Annotated in this window: 16 protein-coding genes; 8 read left to right on the top strand and 8 right to left on the bottom strand. The window is 73.1% G+C overall.

All coding sequences use genetic code 11. The annotated features are described in order from the left end of the window. Positions 1-34 precede the first annotated feature (34 nt). Complete coding sequence (locus ABZ842_RS08870) at positions 35-730, bottom strand: hypothetical protein (protein ID WP_361534025.1); 696 nt, start codon at positions 728-730, stop codon at positions 35-37. Continuing rightward, positions 724-1,884, bottom strand: a complete 1,161-nt coding sequence (locus ABZ842_RS08865) for a MerR family transcriptional regulator (RefSeq protein ID WP_361534022.1) — start codon at positions 1,882-1,884, stop codon at positions 724-726. Before ABZ842_RS08865 ends, ABZ842_RS08870 begins: the two co-directional genes overlap by 7 nt. Positions 1,885-2,028: 144 nt before the next feature. Here ABZ842_RS08865 and bla point away from each other — a divergent pair, with 144 nt between their 5' ends. Continuing rightward, positions 2,029-2,988 (top strand): class A beta-lactamase, encoded by a 960-nt coding sequence (gene bla, locus ABZ842_RS08860; RefSeq protein ID WP_361534019.1) that lies wholly within the window; start codon positions 2,029-2,031, stop codon positions 2,986-2,988. On the opposite strand, the gene ABZ842_RS08855 is transcribed toward bla, so the two are convergent. From ABZ842_RS08855 to ABZ842_RS08835, 5 genes are all read right to left on the bottom strand, one after another. Further along, positions 2,981-4,174 carry a sulfite oxidase gene (locus ABZ842_RS08855; RefSeq protein WP_361534016.1) on the bottom strand — a complete coding sequence of 398 codons (1,194 nt, stop codon included), beginning with the start codon at positions 4,172-4,174 and terminating at the stop codon, positions 2,981-2,983. The two genes, bla and ABZ842_RS08855, sit on opposite strands and share 8 nt — an antisense overlap. 119 nt (positions 4,175-4,293) lie before the next feature. Further along, positions 4,294-6,249, bottom strand: coding sequence for a hypothetical protein (locus ABZ842_RS08850; protein ID WP_361534013.1), 1,956 nt, complete (start codon positions 6,247-6,249; stop codon positions 4,294-4,296). 38 nt (positions 6,250-6,287) lie between these two features. Continuing rightward, positions 6,288-6,590 (bottom strand): hypothetical protein, encoded by a 303-nt coding sequence (locus tag ABZ842_RS08845; protein WP_361534010.1) that lies wholly within the window; start codon positions 6,588-6,590, stop codon positions 6,288-6,290. After that, entirely contained in the window at positions 6,574-6,837 is a 264-nt protein-coding gene (locus ABZ842_RS08840) for a DUF6400 family protein (RefSeq protein WP_361534007.1), read from the bottom strand. Before ABZ842_RS08840 ends, ABZ842_RS08845 begins: the two co-directional genes overlap by 17 nt. Positions 6,838-7,065: 228 nt before the next feature. Further along, on the bottom strand, positions 7,066-8,217 hold the full coding sequence (locus ABZ842_RS08835) for an amidohydrolase family protein (protein WP_361534004.1): 1,152 nt from the start codon (positions 8,215-8,217) through the stop codon (positions 7,066-7,068). 96 nt (positions 8,218-8,313) lie between these two features. Here ABZ842_RS08835 and ABZ842_RS08830 point away from each other — a divergent pair, with 96 nt between their 5' ends. Then, the gene (locus ABZ842_RS08830) at positions 8,314-8,835 is read left to right on the top strand and encodes a MarR family transcriptional regulator (RefSeq protein ID WP_361534001.1); all 522 of its coding nucleotides are present in this window, start codon (positions 8,314-8,316) and stop codon (positions 8,833-8,835) included. A 300-nt stretch (positions 8,836-9,135) separates the two neighbouring features. Here ABZ842_RS08830 and ABZ842_RS08825 read toward each other — a convergent pair whose 3' ends face one another. Continuing rightward, a complete protein-coding gene (locus tag ABZ842_RS08825; RefSeq protein WP_361533998.1) occupies positions 9,136-10,338 on the bottom strand; it encodes a TetR family transcriptional regulator in 1,203 nt (400 codons plus the stop codon). A 492-nt stretch (positions 10,339-10,830) separates the two neighbouring features. On the opposite strand from ABZ842_RS08825, the gene ABZ842_RS08820 reads away from it, so the two are divergent. The 6 genes from ABZ842_RS08820 (at position 10,831) to ABZ842_RS08795 (ending at position 16,169) form a co-directional block, all read left to right on the top strand. Next, complete coding sequence (locus ABZ842_RS08820; RefSeq protein WP_361533995.1) at positions 10,831-12,018, top strand: lipid-transfer protein; 1,188 nt, start codon at positions 10,831-10,833, stop codon at positions 12,016-12,018. Between the two features lie 3 nt (positions 12,019-12,021). Further along, on the top strand, positions 12,022-12,492 hold the full coding sequence (locus tag ABZ842_RS08815; protein ID WP_361533992.1) for a MaoC family dehydratase N-terminal domain-containing protein: 471 nt from the start codon (positions 12,022-12,024) through the stop codon (positions 12,490-12,492). Beyond that, the gene (locus ABZ842_RS08810) at positions 12,489-12,881 is read left to right on the top strand and encodes a MaoC/PaaZ C-terminal domain-containing protein (protein WP_361533989.1); all 393 of its coding nucleotides are present in this window, start codon (positions 12,489-12,491) and stop codon (positions 12,879-12,881) included. Before ABZ842_RS08815 ends, ABZ842_RS08810 begins: the two co-directional genes overlap by 4 nt. A 119-nt stretch (positions 12,882-13,000) precedes the next feature. Continuing rightward, positions 13,001-13,804, top strand: coding sequence for an SDR family oxidoreductase (locus ABZ842_RS08805; protein WP_361533986.1), 804 nt, complete (start codon positions 13,001-13,003; stop codon positions 13,802-13,804). 53 nt (positions 13,805-13,857) lie between these two features. Beyond that, positions 13,858-15,015 carry an acyl-CoA dehydrogenase family protein gene (locus tag ABZ842_RS08800; RefSeq protein ID WP_361533983.1) on the top strand — a complete coding sequence of 386 codons (1,158 nt, stop codon included), beginning with the start codon at positions 13,858-13,860 and terminating at the stop codon, positions 15,013-15,015. Next, positions 15,012-16,169 (top strand): CaiB/BaiF CoA-transferase family protein, encoded by a 1,158-nt coding sequence (locus tag ABZ842_RS08795; protein WP_361533980.1) that lies wholly within the window; start codon positions 15,012-15,014, stop codon positions 16,167-16,169. The genes ABZ842_RS08800 and ABZ842_RS08795 overlap by 4 nt, the downstream gene beginning before the upstream one ends. Positions 16,170-16,186: the final 17 nt, after the last annotated feature.

Below are 16,186 nucleotides of genomic sequence, written 5' to 3'. Positions count from 1 at the left end.
ACCGTCTGCGCTTACGTCCGCGTTTGCGCGTACGTCACGACGCGCCCAGCGCGGCGATGACCCGGCCCACGTCGTCTGACGCGTCGGGCGGCAGCCAGCGCGAGGCGTGCACCTGGTGCAGCGCGGTCACCAGCCGGACGCGGTCGTCCTCGCCGCCGAGGTCCGTCAGGTATGCCGGCAGGACGAGCCCGAGCGCCTTGAGGTCGCCACGGGCGCAGAACTCCGCGAGCAGCCGCGCCACCAGCGGCTCCGCGGGTCGTTCCGGCACCGACCCCGACCATCTGAGGCCCTCGGCGACCGCGATGCGGATCCACTGCGCGTACGGCCCTTCGGGCACGTCGTCCAGGTGCTCGGCGGCGCGGGCGAAGTGCTCCCGGGCCCGGGCCGGTTCGTCGAGCTCCCGGTACGCGGCGGCGAGGTTCAGGTGCAGCGACGGATGGAAGCCGCGTACGCGCTCGTCGCCGACCCGGTCCGCCCGCTCAAGGCAGACCAGGTTCCAGTGCAGCGCGTCGCGGGGCGCCGGCTGGTGCCGGGCCACGTAGTGCGCGGCGACGCAGGCGGCGTAGTCGTCGACGGGGTCGGCGGCCTCGGCCGTCTCCCACGCCTGCCGGAAGAGCTCGTGCGCCCGCTCGGGGGAGCCGGCGGCCTCGGCACGCATGCCTTCCGCGCACAGCGCGATGACGGGGTGGTGGGGATCCATGGCCCTGGCCTTTCGGTCCTCGATCAGCATGCGGTGTCGGTGTCGGTGTCGGGGGTGGCGTCGGCGGTCAGGCGGACGGGCATCGCGAGGGTGGTGAAACCGCCCTGGTCGGCGGAGCGGATCACGACGGGCTGCGTCGCGTCGGCGACCTCCAGCAGCACGTCGGGGCCCACGCTCGCCTCCAGGGCCGGCAGCAGGACGTCCGGATCCATGGCGAAGGGGACCGGCACGCCCGTTCCGATGGCGGGCAGCTCGGCCCCGGGCCCGGGGCCGGACGCGATCGTCAGCCGGTGCGCCGTGGCCGTCAGGCGCAGTGCGCCCGTGGCCCGTGCGCCGTCGGCGACGGCGGCACACAGGGCGCCGCGGTCGACGACGATCCGCTGCCGCACCGGCGGCAGACCCGCCAGGACCGCCCCGTACTCCGGATACGCCCCCTCTTCGGCAGCCGCGGACAGCAGCGGCCACGTGGTGCGGTCGTCGCCGGACAGCCGGCCGCCCTCCGCTGCTTCCGCGGACGCCGTGATCACCACCTCCGACTGCCGCAGCGCCCAGGCGACGACCTCCGCCACCGCCCCGGCCTCCAGCGTCAGCCGGACCGGGCCGCCGGCCGCTGCCTCCACGGACGTCGGACGCAGCTCGCGCACCGCCAGCCGATAGCGGTCCGTGGCCACCACGCGCACCTCGTGGCCGTCGATTTCGACCAGGACGCGCCCGAGTACGGGGAACGCGCGCCGCGCGGCGGCCGGCGCGACCGCGGGCGCCACCTGCCGCAGGGCGCTGGCCCACTCGGCGCCGCCGACCGCGGCCCGCGCCGTTTCGCCCGCCGCTTCGTCCAGCTGGCGCAGGACGTCCGCGATCGTGGCGTGTGCCGCCGCCGCGGTCCGTCGGACGGTACGGGCGTGCTCCGCCAGGACCTCTTGGGCGCGGCGCCGGTCGCCGTCGAGGACCACGGTCGCTTCGGTGAGCGGCAGTCCGGCCTCCCGCAGCCGGCGCACCAGCACCGCGCGGGCCTCCTGCCGGGGCGCGTAGGAGCGGTACCCCGTGACCTCGTCCACGTACGCCGGGCGCAGCACCCCGCAGTCGTCGTAGAACCGCAGGGCGCTGGGCGCGAGCCCGACGAGGCGGGCGAAGGCCCCGATGCCCATCAGTTCGCCGCCGTCGCCGGCGGTTTCGTCGTCGTTCATGACGGCGATGGTGCGGGTTCAAGCGGCTCGAAAGTCAAGCGAGGCCAGCGGGCCTATCACCGCAACCCGGCGGAACCGCCGGCCCCGGGCACCACGTGATGATCACTGATCGATGTCAGAACCAACGACGTGGGGAACGAGACCGTGAAGACGCAAGGAACCCTCAACCGTCGCACCGCCCTCGCCGTCGGGGCCGTCGGCGCCGGATCGGCTCTGGCCGTCGGCCTGGGCGCGGCGCCCGCCGTTGCCGCCCCCGCCGGCGGACGGGGCCGCGGCGCCGCCCTCGGCACCACCGACCCCGCCGTCGCGGCGCAGTTGCGCGCGTACGAGAAGGAACACGGCGCCCTCCTCGGCGTGGTCGGCTACAACTTCCGCACCGGGGCGACCGTCGCGCACAACGCGGACCGGCCCTTCCCGATCTGCTCGGTGTTCAAGACGCTGGCCGTCGCCGCCGTGCTGCGCGACCTGGACCACCGGGGCGAGGTGCTGGCCCGCCGCATCCGCTACACGTACGACGACGTGCTCGCCGCCGGCGGCCCCGACTCCTCCCAGATCACCAAGAAGAACGTGGCGCGCGGGATGACGATCCGCGAGCTGTGCGACGCCAGCATCACCTACAGCGACAACTGCGCCGCGAACCTGCTGCTGCGGGAGCTCGGCGGCCCGACGGCGATCACCGAGTTCTGCCGTTCGATCGACGACGAGGTCACCCGCCTCGACCGCTGGGAGCCCGACCTCAACACCGCCGAGCCGGACCGCGTCACCGACACCACCACCCCGAAGGCCATCGCCGTCACCTACACCCGGCTCGTCCTCGGCACCGTCCTCAACCGCCCGGACCGCCAGCTGCTCACCGACTGGCTGCTGGCCAACACCACCAGCAGCGAGCGGCTGCGCGCCGGGCTGCCCGCGGACTGGAAGCTCGGCGACAAGACCGGGGGCGGCGAGTACGGCACCAACAACGACGTCGGCATCGCCTGGACGCCCGAAGGCGCGCCGGTGGTCCTCTCCGTCTTCAGCACCAAGCCCGACTCGCCCAAGGGCCCCCGGGACAACGCGCTCATCAAGAAGACCGGCGCCCTGCTGGCCGGGGCCCTCAGGTGACGGTCACCTGGTGCCGGACGACGGCGTCGAAGAGATAGCCCTGGGTGTTGTGGGCCGACCGGACGGGCTGGGTGTTCCCGGCCCGGTCGGTCGTCCGCGACAGCAGGTGGACGGGGCCGGTGCGCTCCGGCCGCCAGGGCACGGCCCACCGCACCCAGCCGTCGCGGCGCGGCACGTCGCACAGCCGTGCCGTCTGCCAGTGCGCACCGCCGTCCACGCTCACCTCCACCTGCCGCACGGGCGCGGCGGCCGACCAGGCGCGGCCGGTGAGCAGGTGCTCCCGGCCGGCCGGCAGCTGTGCGCCGGGCGCCAACTCGAAGGCGCTCTTGAGCGTCTGGCGGGTCAGCGGCGCGGACCCCTCGGGCGGGTGGCCGGCGCCGAAGAGCCGGTAGAAGCGGGTGGTCCACGGCGAGTCCAGCGGCGTCTCGCTGACCTCGATGTCACCGACCCACTTCACCGAGGCGATCCCTATCCACGACGGCACGACCACCCGCACCGGGAAGCCGTGGTCGTACGGCAGCGGCTCGCCGTTCATCTCGTACGCGAGGATCACGTCGTCCACCGCTTTCGCCAGCGGCAGCGGGCGGCGCACCCGCCCCAGGTTGACGCCGTCGGTGACGAACTCGTCGTCCAGGCCGCGGGGCATCACGGCGACGGCGGACGGCGACGCGCCCGCGCGCTCCAGCACGTCCCGCAGCCGCACCCCGCGCCAGCGGGCCGCGCCGATCGCGCCTAGTGTCCACGGGGTGCCGCTGACCGGCTCGCCCTGCTGCGAGGCGAAGTAGCTGCGGCCGTTGCCCGCGCACTCGACGACGGCGGTGCGGGTGACGGACGGCAGCGAGCGCAGTCGCGCGTAGTCGAACTCCACCGCGCGCCGGCCCCGCAGCCCGCTGCCCCACACCGTCAGCTTCCAGTCGCGCTCGCTCAGCCGGGGCGTGGCGGTGTGGTTGCGGACGAAGAAGCGGTCGGCGGGGGTGAGCAGCCCGGTGCCGCGGAACGCGTCGGTACGGGTCTCGGCGTTGGTGCCGCGCACCGTGAACACCTCGGGCGGCAGCGGCTTGACGATGCCCGGGGCCGCCCGCGCCGCGGGCGCGGCGGCCAGTTGGGCGGCGGCGACCGCGGGCCCGGCGAGCGACCCGGCGGCGAGCAGTTTCAGCAGGTCACGGCGGTCGACGGCAGGGGACACGGGCAGCCTCCCGGCAGCGGGACAACATCCTTCGTCGCGATGCTAGAGGCACCCGCCGTGCATTCGCGGGCAGTTCATCGAGTTGACACGATCAGCGCCGTGCGACGCCGGGGCGCGGCTCAGACCAGCAGGACCGCGGCGGCCCACACGAGCGTGAAGCCCGCGATGACCGGGCCCAGCGGTGCACCCTGCCCGCGGGCGTCGGCGTCCTCGGTCGGGCGCAGCTCCGGGTAGTGCACCATCGCCCGCAGCGCCTCGCTGGCCTCCGCTGCGGCGGAGCCCTTGCCGAAGCGCCGCTGGAGCCAACCGGCGCTCACCGGCAACAGCTCGATCTCCTTGCGGCCACCCGAGACGCTGATCTCGATGCCGTCGTGGGCGTGGCGGACGCCGGTGACCTGCTCCCAGCGCACCTGGCGCACGCGCCAGCCGCCGGCCACCCACACCCCGCTCCGGTCCGCGGTCAGACGCCAGTTGAGCGCCGTCGACACCATGGTCATGAAGTAGGGCAGCCCGAACAGCGCCACCACCTTGTACCAGGTCCAGTCGCCGTCCAGCACCTGCGCGAGGGCGAAGCCCTGCACCAGCAGCAGGAACACGCCGACGCCGCGGGAGCCGCCGTCGGCCGCCCAACTGCGCGGGGCCGCGGTCGGCCGCATCGCTTCGGCGACCTCGTGCACCGGGCGGCGCCGCGGACGTCTGCGCCCGGACTGCTGCTCCGGGGACTTGGAGATGCCCCGTTTGAGCGTCCGGGCGGCCAACGTCACGGGGGAGTCCGCGAGTCCCGGGGCGTACGGCCGTACGGGGGTGACGCTGCGTTCGAACTCGACCTCGTTCCGGCCCGTCGGCTCCGGGGCGAGGAAGGCGACCTCGGCACCGCCGAAGGGCGCGCCGAGGAGGACCGCCTCGCGCAGCCGCGGCTCCTCGTCGGTCCCGCCGAACAACGCGTCGTACCGTTCCTGCTGCGCGTCCACATCCGCATGCGCTTCTGCTCCCTCTTCTGCTTCCGCTTCCGCCCCGTCGTCCGGCTGTCGGCCCGGCTCGGCGACGTACATCGAGTGGAAGGTGAGGAGCGGGTGTTCGGCGGTGTGGTCGTCGGCCGCGTACACGTACGTGCGGGCGTCCTCCCGGCCCTCGTGCACCAGCACCCCGAGCGCGGGCAGCGTGCGCCCGTCGAGCGAGCGCGCCCTGGAGCGGCCGGTCAGCCCGTTGGCGACGAAGGCGACGCCCGGCACGGCACTCGCGAGGAGCAGCAGTTCCCAGCCCATGAGGTCGTACGGCTCCGAGACCAGTCGGACCCAGTCGCCGTCGACGACCAGTTCCACGGTGCTGCCCACCGGGTAGTCCTCGGGGAAGACGGTGTCGAGCGTGTGGCGCCGGTCGCCGTCCAAGGTCGCCACGACGAGTGTGGACACGTCGTCCTCGTCGGCGTCGACGTCGACGACCTCCGCGCTGACCCGGCTCGCGCCCGCGGCCCGATCGTCGTAGTCGGCCACGACGTCGAGGGCGGCCCACAGCGCGAACGCCGACACCGCCAGCAGCAGCCCCCCGACCACGAGCGAGAACTGCCCGCGCTTGAAGTCCCTTGCCGGGCGGGGGAGTCGGTGCCGCAGCTCCCCGGCGGCGGCCTCGGCGAGCGCCCGTTGGCGCCGTGCTGCGACGATCCGGTGGATCAGCGTCGCCACGGCGAGGACGATGGCGGCCAGCAGCACGAGCCGGCCCGTACCGAGGCGGGACACGGCGAACCCGGCATCGGCCAGCGTGGCCGCGGCGAGTGCCCCCAGGCCGGCCAGCGCCAGTCGCGGCTGCCGCAGGGTCCAGTACAGGCACAGCAGCGCCAACCCCGCCGCGGCCACGCTGCCCCACGCCGTGGCGCACGGCTCGGCCGCGGTGCACGCGCCCTCCGGTTCGGTGTCGATGAACCACACCATCCCGACGGCCAGCGCGCCCATCGCCACCAGCGGGTGCGCCCAGCGCCGCGGGGCGGCGGCCGACCACCGCGCGGCGTCGGCGGACCGCCAGGCGGCGGTGCCCGCGGGTATGTGCTCGGCGGGGAGGGGGAGAGGAAGTTCGCTCACAAATCGCATTATTGCGTGAGCTGTTCGAACGGCGACGCTCAGGCGGTGCTGTCCGGCTCCGGTCGTACGTCCTGCTCGGTGCCGTCGACGCACTCGGCGCGTTCCGTGCGCTCGTCCGGGCGGCGGGCCCGGCCGGGGCGGGTGTCCAGGGACCACAGATGCGTGCAGTTCGGGCACTGGAGGTGGACGACCGGCCCCTGGTTGGCGATCAGATAGCGCCAGTGGTCCCGGCAGTTGCGGCCCGCGGAGCACGTCGCGCAGGTTCGGGCGTCGTCACAGGCGGGGCAGGCGACCCAGGCGCGCCGGGCGTCGTCGGCCTGGGGGTCAATGGGCAGCCGCACGGCCCGGCCCCTCGTCCCGCAGCACCCCGACCGCCACCAGCATGTCGTACGTCCGGCGCTGCTCGTCGTCCAGGTCCGCGTACAGCCGTGCGTACGCCTCCTCCTCGTCGCGCAGCGCGGCCACGGGGTCCCAGTCCGGCCCCAGCGCGGCGACCACCTCGGCCCGGCGGCGGGCCTCCTCGAAGGTCAGGTCGATCGCGAAGGGCACGAGGGCGTCATCGCGATGCTGGTGATCCGTGGCTTTCATGGCATTGCTTCCGGTGTGGGGGTGTTCTCCCCAGCTGTACCAGAGGCCTTCACGCTGAAGGAAGGGTGAAGGAAGGGTGACCTAAGTCTCCCCGTCGACCGACACCCCCAACGCCCCCCGGCCCGGCGGCCGACCGGGGCGGGCCGGGGTGCCGGGTGTGGCGCGGATCACTCCGGTCGACGGACCGGCCGACCGACCGACCAACCGGCCGACCGCCCCGCGCCGGGCTCAGCCGGCCAGCCGGACGCCGCGCCGCCAGACCCCGCGCACGGCGCGGGTGGCCGTGACGTCCTTCGTCGGGTCGCCGGCGACCAGCACCAGATCGGCCCGCAGGCCGGGGGCGATGCGTCCGCGGTCGGTCAGGCCGAAGTGGTGCGCGGTCGCGCTGGTGGCGGCGGTCAGCGCGGCCAGCGGGGTGAGTCCGGCCCCGGTCAACAACTCCAGCTCGCGATGGAGCCCGTCGCCGTGGCGCGGCGCGAAGGGGGTGGCGTCGGTCCCGGCGAGCAACGGCGCGCCCGCGCGGTGCAGGGCCCCCGTCACCTGCGCCGCTCGGGCGGCGCGCCCGGGGTCGTCGACGCTGAGGGCTTCGAAGTACGCCAGCGTGGTCACGACGAACACTCCCTGCTCGGTGACGCGGGCCACGAGCCGGTCGAGCTCCGGGTCTCCCTGCGCGGTGTCGCTCCACACGTGGCCGAGTCCGTCCACGCCCGCGTCGAGGGCGATCCGCACGTCCTGCGCCGTGGAGGTGTGTGCGATGGTGCGCAGCCCCGCCGAGCGGGCCGCCGCCACCAGGGCGGTCGCGGTGTCCCGGCCGAGCGTGGGCACCGGGGTCCCGTCGGTCGGTCCGTCGTCGATCACGACCTTCAGGTAGTCGCTGCCGGCCGCGACCCGGGCGGCGACGAACGCGGCGGCGTCGGCGGGCGAGGAGGGGGTGTCGAAGGGTTCGAGCGCGTCCCACGGGTTCGGCAGCAGGTGTGCCGTCGCCTTCATGACCTGGATCGGATGGCCGCCCGGCGCGGTGGCCAGCGTCCCGGCGCTGCGCAGGTCGGCGACGTCGTCCCGGGCCGCGGCCAGGGCGCGCTGTCGGGCCAGGTTGGTCGGCAGGCAGAACATGTCGAGTTCGGTCGTCACGCCGTGTGCCAGGGCGGCGGCGAGGTCGCCGTCGAAGGTGTGGGTGTGGGCGTCGATGAGCCCGGGGAGCAAGGTCATCCCGGTGCCGTCGACCGTGACGTCGACCGAGACGTCGGCAGGGGCGCGACCCTCGGTGCTCGACCCCTCGGGAGCCCGGCGCCCGATCACGGCTCCTTCGATCAGGAGGTCCCGGCACTCGTGGATCCGCACTCCGTCGAACACGCGCACGTCGTGGATGAGGGTCCGCATGGGGTCTCGACCTCCGAGAGGTAGTTCGTGCAAAAATAGTCCACATGGCGATAGTACGCCAGAGAACTAAAATCACGGCTCCTAGAATTCCGGTCCATGAGTGGAGACACCGATCTGACGGACCGGATCGCCGCGGACTGGCGGCGCGAGCGCCCCGATCTCGACCTCGCGGCGGTCGCGGTCGTCGGCCGCCTCGCCTTCGTCGCCGAGAACGTCGTCGGTCCGGCGGGGGAGCGGGCCGTGCGCCGCCACGGCGTCAGCAAGGCCGAGTTCGACGTGCTCGCGACCCTGCGGCGCAGGGGTGCGCCGTACGTCCTCACGCCCTCGGTGCTCTCGGCCGAGTTGATGTCCTCCCGGGCGGGCATGACGAAGCGGATCGACCGGCTGGAGGCGGCGGGGCTGGTGGAGCGCAGCCTGGACGCGGACGACCGCCGAAGCTTCCGGGTCACCCTCACCGGGGAGGGGCGGCGGGTGGTCGACGCCGCGCTCACCGACCTGGCGGACGCGCTCACCCGGCTGGCGGCGGGCCTCGACGACACCGACCGCGCCGCGCTGGACCGCGCCCTGCGGGCCCTCGCGGGCGCGGCGGGCGAGCGGGATCTTGCGGACACCCCCTAGGTCGTGCCCGCAACGTCCCACGTGGCGCCGTGCGGCGTGCTGCGGTGTGGCGTCTGCGGCCCGTCTGTGGCTTGTCGCGCAGTTCCCCGCGCCCCAAAACACCCTGCCCTCGGCCGGCAGATAGGTGACGGGGCAGCGAAACGGGGGCGCGGGGAACTGCGCGAGCAACTCACCACCAGCCGGTAGAGATCAACGCTCCCGCAGGGAAACGGCGGCTACGTCAAGAGGCGCAGGAACGCGCGCGGGACTTTACGGACACGACCTCCCAGGGCAATACAGGGCGGCGCTGGACCGGAGGTCCTACGCGTGGGCCGGTGGGGCGTTCAGTAGCGCGTTGCCGAGTTCCGTGAGGCGTTCGGGGAGGTCGGGTCGGCCGCCGAGCCGGCCGGTGCGCACCGCGTTGTCGACGACCGTGAGCACCGCGCTGACCACGATCCGCGCCTCCGCCGCGTCCGCCTGCGGCCACTGCTCCTGATAGAGGCGGCCCCACAGGTCCAGGTACTCCCGCTGGCTCTGGCGCGCCGAGCGCCGCTCCTTCTCCGGGAGTTGGTCCAGCTCGCCGAGGAGCAGCCCGATCAGATGCGCGTGCTCCAGGGCGAAGTCGACGTACGACCGCAGCAGTCGGTGCAGGGTCTCGCTCGGGGTCCCGGGCGCCTCAAGCGCCCGCGCCGTGCCCGCCCGACGACCCTCGCCGCCGCGCAGGATGCCCGCCACCAGCAGATCCGTCTTGGTGGGGAAGTGCTTGTAGATGCTGGGCCCGGACGCCCCCGCTGCCTCTCCGATGTCGTCCGTGCTGACCGACTGGAAGCCCCGCTCGTCGAAGAGGCGCAGCGCCGTGGTGAGGATCTCCTCGCGGCGGGAGACGGCGAGCGCGGCGTACGCGCCGGGCGCCCGCTCCCGGTCCGCCGCCTCGGGGGCGGGGTCGGCGGTGCCCAGTTCGCAGTACACCACCGCGGACGCCATCCGCTGCATGACCTCCTCGAACCGGCGGCGCGGCAGCGACGTGCGATGCCACGAGATGGAGCCGTACACCGACAGCAGGGACCAGGCGAGCAGGGTCCCGTCGGCCGGGGACAGCTCCGGGCGGCGGGCGACGATCAGCGCGGCGAGCTGTCCCGCGATCTCGGTCAGGGCGTGCCGGGCCTGCTCGCGGTGCTCCGCCGGCAGGTTGCGGGCCTCGCGCTGCCAGATGACGGCCGCCCCGCGCCGGTCGATGGTCTGCGGCGTGACGTCGGCGAGGTAGCCGTCGAGGTCGTCCGCCGCGGCCACGGACGCCGACATCGTGTCGAGCGTGCGGTCCACCACGTGCGCCAGCAGGTCGGGCTTGCCGCGGAAGTGTCGGTACAGCGCGGGGGCGGTGATGCCGACGGCGGCGGCCACGTCCGCCACCGCGATGTTGTGGTAGCCCCGGTCGCGGAAGAGTTCGTGCGCCGCGTCGATGATCCGTGCCTTGCGGTCCGGGGGCCTACGGGTGCCCGTGCGCTTGGCGGCTTCGGTGGGCATCGCGGTCCGTCCCTCGCTGTGGGCCCCCCGGGCGGGCCACTGGCCCGGGGCGGCGACGTCGTTCGTCCGCACAAGGTACCGCACCCACCCCACCGTTGTGATCAAAGACTCACCAAGTGGAGTCACCCCTTCCGGCCGCCGGCGCTCGCGCTCGCGTTGCACCCCTTCGTCTCGACTGGGATCTGCTGTCGGAGTGCTGTCCGAAAGTGAACAATCCCTAACGTAGGGCGCACCTCGCCCCCGGCCTCCGCCCCGGCGCCCGAGGGTGCGCCCCCAGCCCTTCGTCCGGCGGCTCCGCCCCGGCGCGGAGCCGCCGCGCCGGCCGCTGGTTGATCATTCTTCGGTTCGCTCGCCGACATCCCCCGCTCGGGTCGGCCGGCCGGCCCTTGTGGTGACTGTGGTGAAACCGTTCATCTGGCATGAGAACCCCTTGACACAAGCCAAGACGGGCAAGAAAGTGAAGACGCGATAACCGAAGTAAGGGAGGGTGACATGAGTCGGCGAGCGCTCGTGGCCGGAGTGGGCATGGTCCCGTTCGCAAAACCCAGCGCGGCCCGTACGTACGACGAGATGGGGGCCGGCGCCGTCGACATGGCGCTGCGTGACTCCGGGCTCGACTACGCCGCGGTCCAGCAGGTCTACGCGGGATACGTCTACGGCGACTCCACCTGCGGACAGCGGGTGGTGTACCGGTTCGGAATGACGCGCGTGCCCGTGCTCAACGTCAACAACAACTGCGCCTCCGGCTCCTCCGCGCTGTGGCTCGCCCGCCAGGCCGTCGAGAGCGGCGCGACCGAGTGCGCGCTCGCCGTCGGCTTCGAGCAGATGCCGCCCGGCGCCCTCGGCGCCAAGTGGACCGACCGCCCCGTACCGCTCACCGACTTCGCCGCCGCGCTGCACGAGGTGTACGACGTCGACCCCGAACTGCCCATGACCCCGCAGTACTTCGCCGCCGCCGGCGAGGAGTACCTGTCGAAGTACGGCATGAGCCCGCAGACCCTCGCCAAGGTCGCCGTGAAGGCCCGCCGGCACGCCGCGGCCAATCCGTACGCCGTCTTCCGCGACCCCGTCAGCGAGCAGGACGTCCTGGACTCCCCGCGGATCGCCGGACCGCTGACCCGGCTCCAGTGCTGCCCGCCCACCTGCGGCGCCGCCGCCGCGATCGTGTGCTCCGAGGAGTTCGCCCGCGCTCACGGCATCGCACCCCGGGTCGCCATCGCTGCCCAGGCACTCCACTCCGACGACGCCGGACTCTTCGACGTCAAGAGCGCCATCTCGCTCGTCGGCGCCGACGTGACCCGTGCCGCCGCCACCGAGGTGTACGAGAAGGCCGGCGTCGACCCCCGGGACGTCGCGGTCGTCGAACTCCACGACTGCTTCACCGTCAACGAAGTCCTCAGCTACGAAGCGCTCGGCCTGTGCGACGAGGGCGAGGCCGAGCGCTTCGTCCTCGACGGCGACAACACCTACGGCGGGCGCGTCGTCACCAACCCCTCCGGCGGCCTGCTCTCCAAGGGCCATCCGCTCGGCGCCACCGGACTCGCCCAGACCGCCGAGATCACCTGGCAACTGCGCGGCGAGGCCGGCGCCCGACAGGTCGACGGCGTCACCCTCGGCCTCCAGCACAACCTCGGACTCGGCACCGCCGGAGTCGTCACCCTCTTCGAGAAGGTCTCGTAACCGATGCCCATCGACCGTGCCGTGATCGGCACCCGCACCCCCGAACACACCGTCGAGGTGGAACGCGGCCGGCTGCGCTTCTTCGCCCTCGCCACCGGGCAGGACGACCCCGGCTACGTGGACCCCGCAGCGGCCGGCGCCGCCGGCCACCGGGACCTGCCCGTCCCGCCGACGTTCTTCTTCTGCCTGGAGATGGAGAACCCGCACCGCGGTGACCTCCTCGCCGACCTCGGCGTCGACCCGCGCACCATCCTCCACGGCGGCCAGTCCTTCGAGTACCACGCCATGGCGTACGCGGGCGACCGCCTCACCTTCAGCACCGAGGTCACCGACGTGTACGCGAAGAAGGGCGGCGCGCTGGAGTTCGTCGTGCGCACCACCCGCGTCGTCCGCGACGGACTGCCCGTCGCCACGCTCAAGGGCACCATCGTCGTCCGCGGCGGCGCCGACCGAAAGACGGAGGCTGCGGCATGAAGACCGGAGACACCTTCACCCTCGCCGCACCCGAGGTCACCCGTACCGTGCTCGCCCTGTACGCGGGGGCGTCCGGCGACCACAACCCGGTGCACATCGACGTCGACGCCGCCCGCGCCGTCGGCATCGACGACGTCTTCGCCCACGGCATGCTCTCCATGGCGTACCTGGGGCGGCTGCTCACCGACGCCGTTCCGCAGGAGCGCATCCGCTCGTACGAGGTCCGCTTCACCGCGATCACCCCCGTGCGCGCCACCCCCACCTGCACCGGGACCGTCACCCGCGTCGAGGACGGCGCGGCCCACCTCGATCTGACGGTCGCCCTGCCCGACGGCACGGTCACGCTCCGGGGCAGCGCCGTCGTCGCGCTCGCCCCGGCGGCCTCGTGACCCCCGACTCCGGCCCCTCGTACGGAGTCGACTCGTACCGAATCAACCCGTACCGAATCGACTCGTAGAACTCGTAGAACTCGTAGAACTCGTAGAACTCGAAGGAAGAGACAGCACACATGGGAACCATGGACGGCAAGGTCGCCATCGTCTCCGGCTCCGGCCGCGGCATCGGCCGGGAGATCGCCCTGAAGCTCGCGTCCGAAGGCGCCGCCGTCGTGGTCAACGACCTCGACGCCGAGCCCGCCGAGGAGACGGCCAAGGACATCGAGGCCGCCGGCGGCCGTGCGGTGACCTGCGTCGGCTCCGTCGTCGACGCGGACTTCGCGGAGCGGTTCGTCAACACCGCTATCGAGTCCTTCGGCGGGCTCGACGTCATCGTGAACAACGCCGGCTACACCTGGGACACCGTCATCCAGAAGATGTCCGACGAGCAGTGGGACGCCATCCTCGACGTCCACCTCAAGGCCCCCTTCCGGATCCTGCGCGCTGCCCAGCCGTACTTCCGCAACAACCCCGTCGACCACCACCGCAAGGTCGTCAACGTCGCATCGGTGTCCGGGCTCTACGGCAACCCGGGCCAGGCCAACTACTCCGCGGCCAAGGCCGGCATCATCGGGCTAACGAAGACGCTCGCCAAGGAGTGGGGCCGCTACAAGGTCAACGTGAACGCCGTCGCGTACGGCTTCATCCTGACCCGGATGACGGAGGCCACCGCCACCGACGACGCGTTCGTGGAGATCGAGGGCCGACGCATCAAGGTCGGCGTTTCCCCGCAGATCGCCGCGGCCGTCGCCCGCACCAACCCCTTCGGCCGCCCCGGCACCCCCACCGAGGCCGCCGGCGCGGTGTACCTGCTGTGCACCCCCGAGTCGAACTACATCAACGCCCAGGTCATCACGGTCGACGGCGGCTCGCGCTGACGTCCGCCCCCTCGGCACCAGTCACCCTTCTCCGACGTCACCAGGGACCCGCCATGAAGCGCAGCATCTACAGCCAGGAGCACGAGGACTTCCGCTCCATGATCGCCGACTTCATCACCAAGGAGGTGCAGCCACACTTCGAGCAGTGGGAGCGGGACAACCTCGTCGACCGCGACCTGTTCCGCAAGCTCGGCGCCCTCGGCGTGATGGGCTTCGACATCCCCGAGGAGTACGGCGGCAGCGGCCCGATCAGCTACAAGTACCAGGCGGTCATCACCGAGGAGAGCGCCAGGGCCGCCGTCTCCTTCGGCCACTTCGGCGTCTCCACCGGCATCGTCCTGCCGTACCTCCTCAACCACGCGAGCGAAGAGCAGAAGAAGCGCTGGTTCCCCTCGATAGCCACCGGCGACATCATGCTGTGCATCGCGATGACGGAGCCAGGCACCGGCTCCGACCTGGCCGGCATCCGCACCACGGCGAAGCTGTCGGCCGACGGCAGCCACTACGTCCTCAACGGCGCGAAGACCTTCATCACCGGCGCCCGGAACTCGGAGCTGTGCGTGGTCGTGGCCCGCACCTCGCCGGCGCGCGCCGACGACCGCCGCTTCGGCCTCAGCCTGCTGGTGGTCCCCACCGACAGCGAGGGCTTCGAGTTCGGCCGCAAGCTCGACAAGATCGGGCTGCGCTCCTCCGACACCAACGAACTGTCCTTCACCGACGTCCGCGTCCCCGTCGAGAACCTCCTCGGCGAGCAGGACCGGGGCTTTTCCTACCTGGGCCGCAACCTCGCCCGCGAACGCCTCCAGATCGGCGTCGGCGCCTGCGCCACCGCGACCGCCGCCATCCAGTTCGCCAAGGAGTACACCCAGCAGCGGGAGGTCTTCGGCACCGCCGTCGCCTCCTTCCAGAACACCAAGTTCGTGCTCGCCGAGTGCGCGACCGAGGTCGCCGCGCTCCAGGCGATGGTCGACCGGGGCGTCGAACTCGACGACGAGGGCGAACTGACCGCCGCCGACGCCGCCAAGATCAAGCTCTTCGGCACCGAGGTCGCCGGCCGCGTCATCGACAAGTGCCTCCAACTGCACGGCGGCTACGGCTACATGCTGGAGTACCCGATCGCCCGGCTGTACGCCGACACCCGGGTCTCCCGGATCTACGGCGGCACCAGCGAGGTCATGAAGACCATCATCGCCAAGGACCTCGGGCTGTGACCGAGCGAGCCGGGGCCGCCGCGCGCGGCCCGCTGGCCGGGATCCGGGTCGTCGAACTCGGCGGCATCGGACCCGGCCCCTTCGCCGGGATGCTCCTCGCCGACCAGGGCGCCGAGGTCATCCGCGTCGACCGGCCAGCCGAGGCCGGCACGTCCTCACGCCATCCCGTCCTGCACCGCGGACGCCGCTCGGTCGTCCTCGACGTGAAGGACCCGGCCGGCGCCGAGGCCGCCCGCCGCCTCGTCGACAGCGCGGACGCCCTCATCGAGGGCTTCCGCCCCGGCGTCACGGAGCGGCTGGGCCTCGGCCCCAAGCAGTGCCTGGCCCGCAACCCCAAGCTGGTGTACGGACGGATGACCGGCTGGGGCCAGGACGGGCCGCTCGCCCAGGCGCCGGGCCACGACATCAACTACATCGCCGTCGCCGGCGCGCTGGGCGCCATCGGCGCCGACGGCGAGGTCCCCCCGGTGCCGCTGAACCTCGTCGGCGACATGGGCGGCGGCGGCATGCTGCTCGCCCTCGGCATCACCACCGCCCTGGTGCACGCCCAGCGCACCGGAGTCGGACAGGTCGTCGACGCCGCCATGACCGACGGCACCGCGATCCAACTAGCGCTCATCCACGGCCTGTTGGGCGTCGGACGCTGGGTGGACGCCCGCGGCGCCAACCTCTTCGACGGCGGCGCCCCCTTCTACCGCGCCTACCGCACATCCGACGGCGGCCACATGGCCGTCGGCAGCGTCGAGCCCCAGTTCTACGCCGCCCTGCTGGACGTCCTCGGCCTGAGCGACGACCCGCTCTTCGCCCGGCAGCACGACCGCGCCGAGTGGCCGAGGATGGCCCGGCGGCTCACCGAGGTCTTCGCCACCCGCACCCGGGACGAGTGGACGGCCGCCTTCGACGGCACCGAGTCGTGTGTCACCCCGGTGTACGGCCTCACCGAGGCGGCGCGCCACCCGCACAACGAGGCCCGGGGCACGTACTACACCGAGGACGGACTGCTCCAGCCGGCGCCCGCGCCGCGCTTCGCCGCCACCCCGCCCGACCGGCCGCGACCTGCGCCCCTCATCGGCGCCCACACCCGCGAGGTGCTGCACGAAATCGGCCTCGACGCCGCCGCCGTCGACGCCCTCACCCCGGCGACACCCCGCTGACCGCCAGCACGACGAAG

Origin of the sequence: Streptomyces sp. NPDC047315 (assembly GCF_040643215.1) — a bacterium.
Lineage (GTDB): Bacteria > Actinomycetota > Actinomycetes > Streptomycetales > Streptomycetaceae > Streptomyces.
This window is presented reverse-complemented; position numbering and strand designations above follow the sequence as displayed.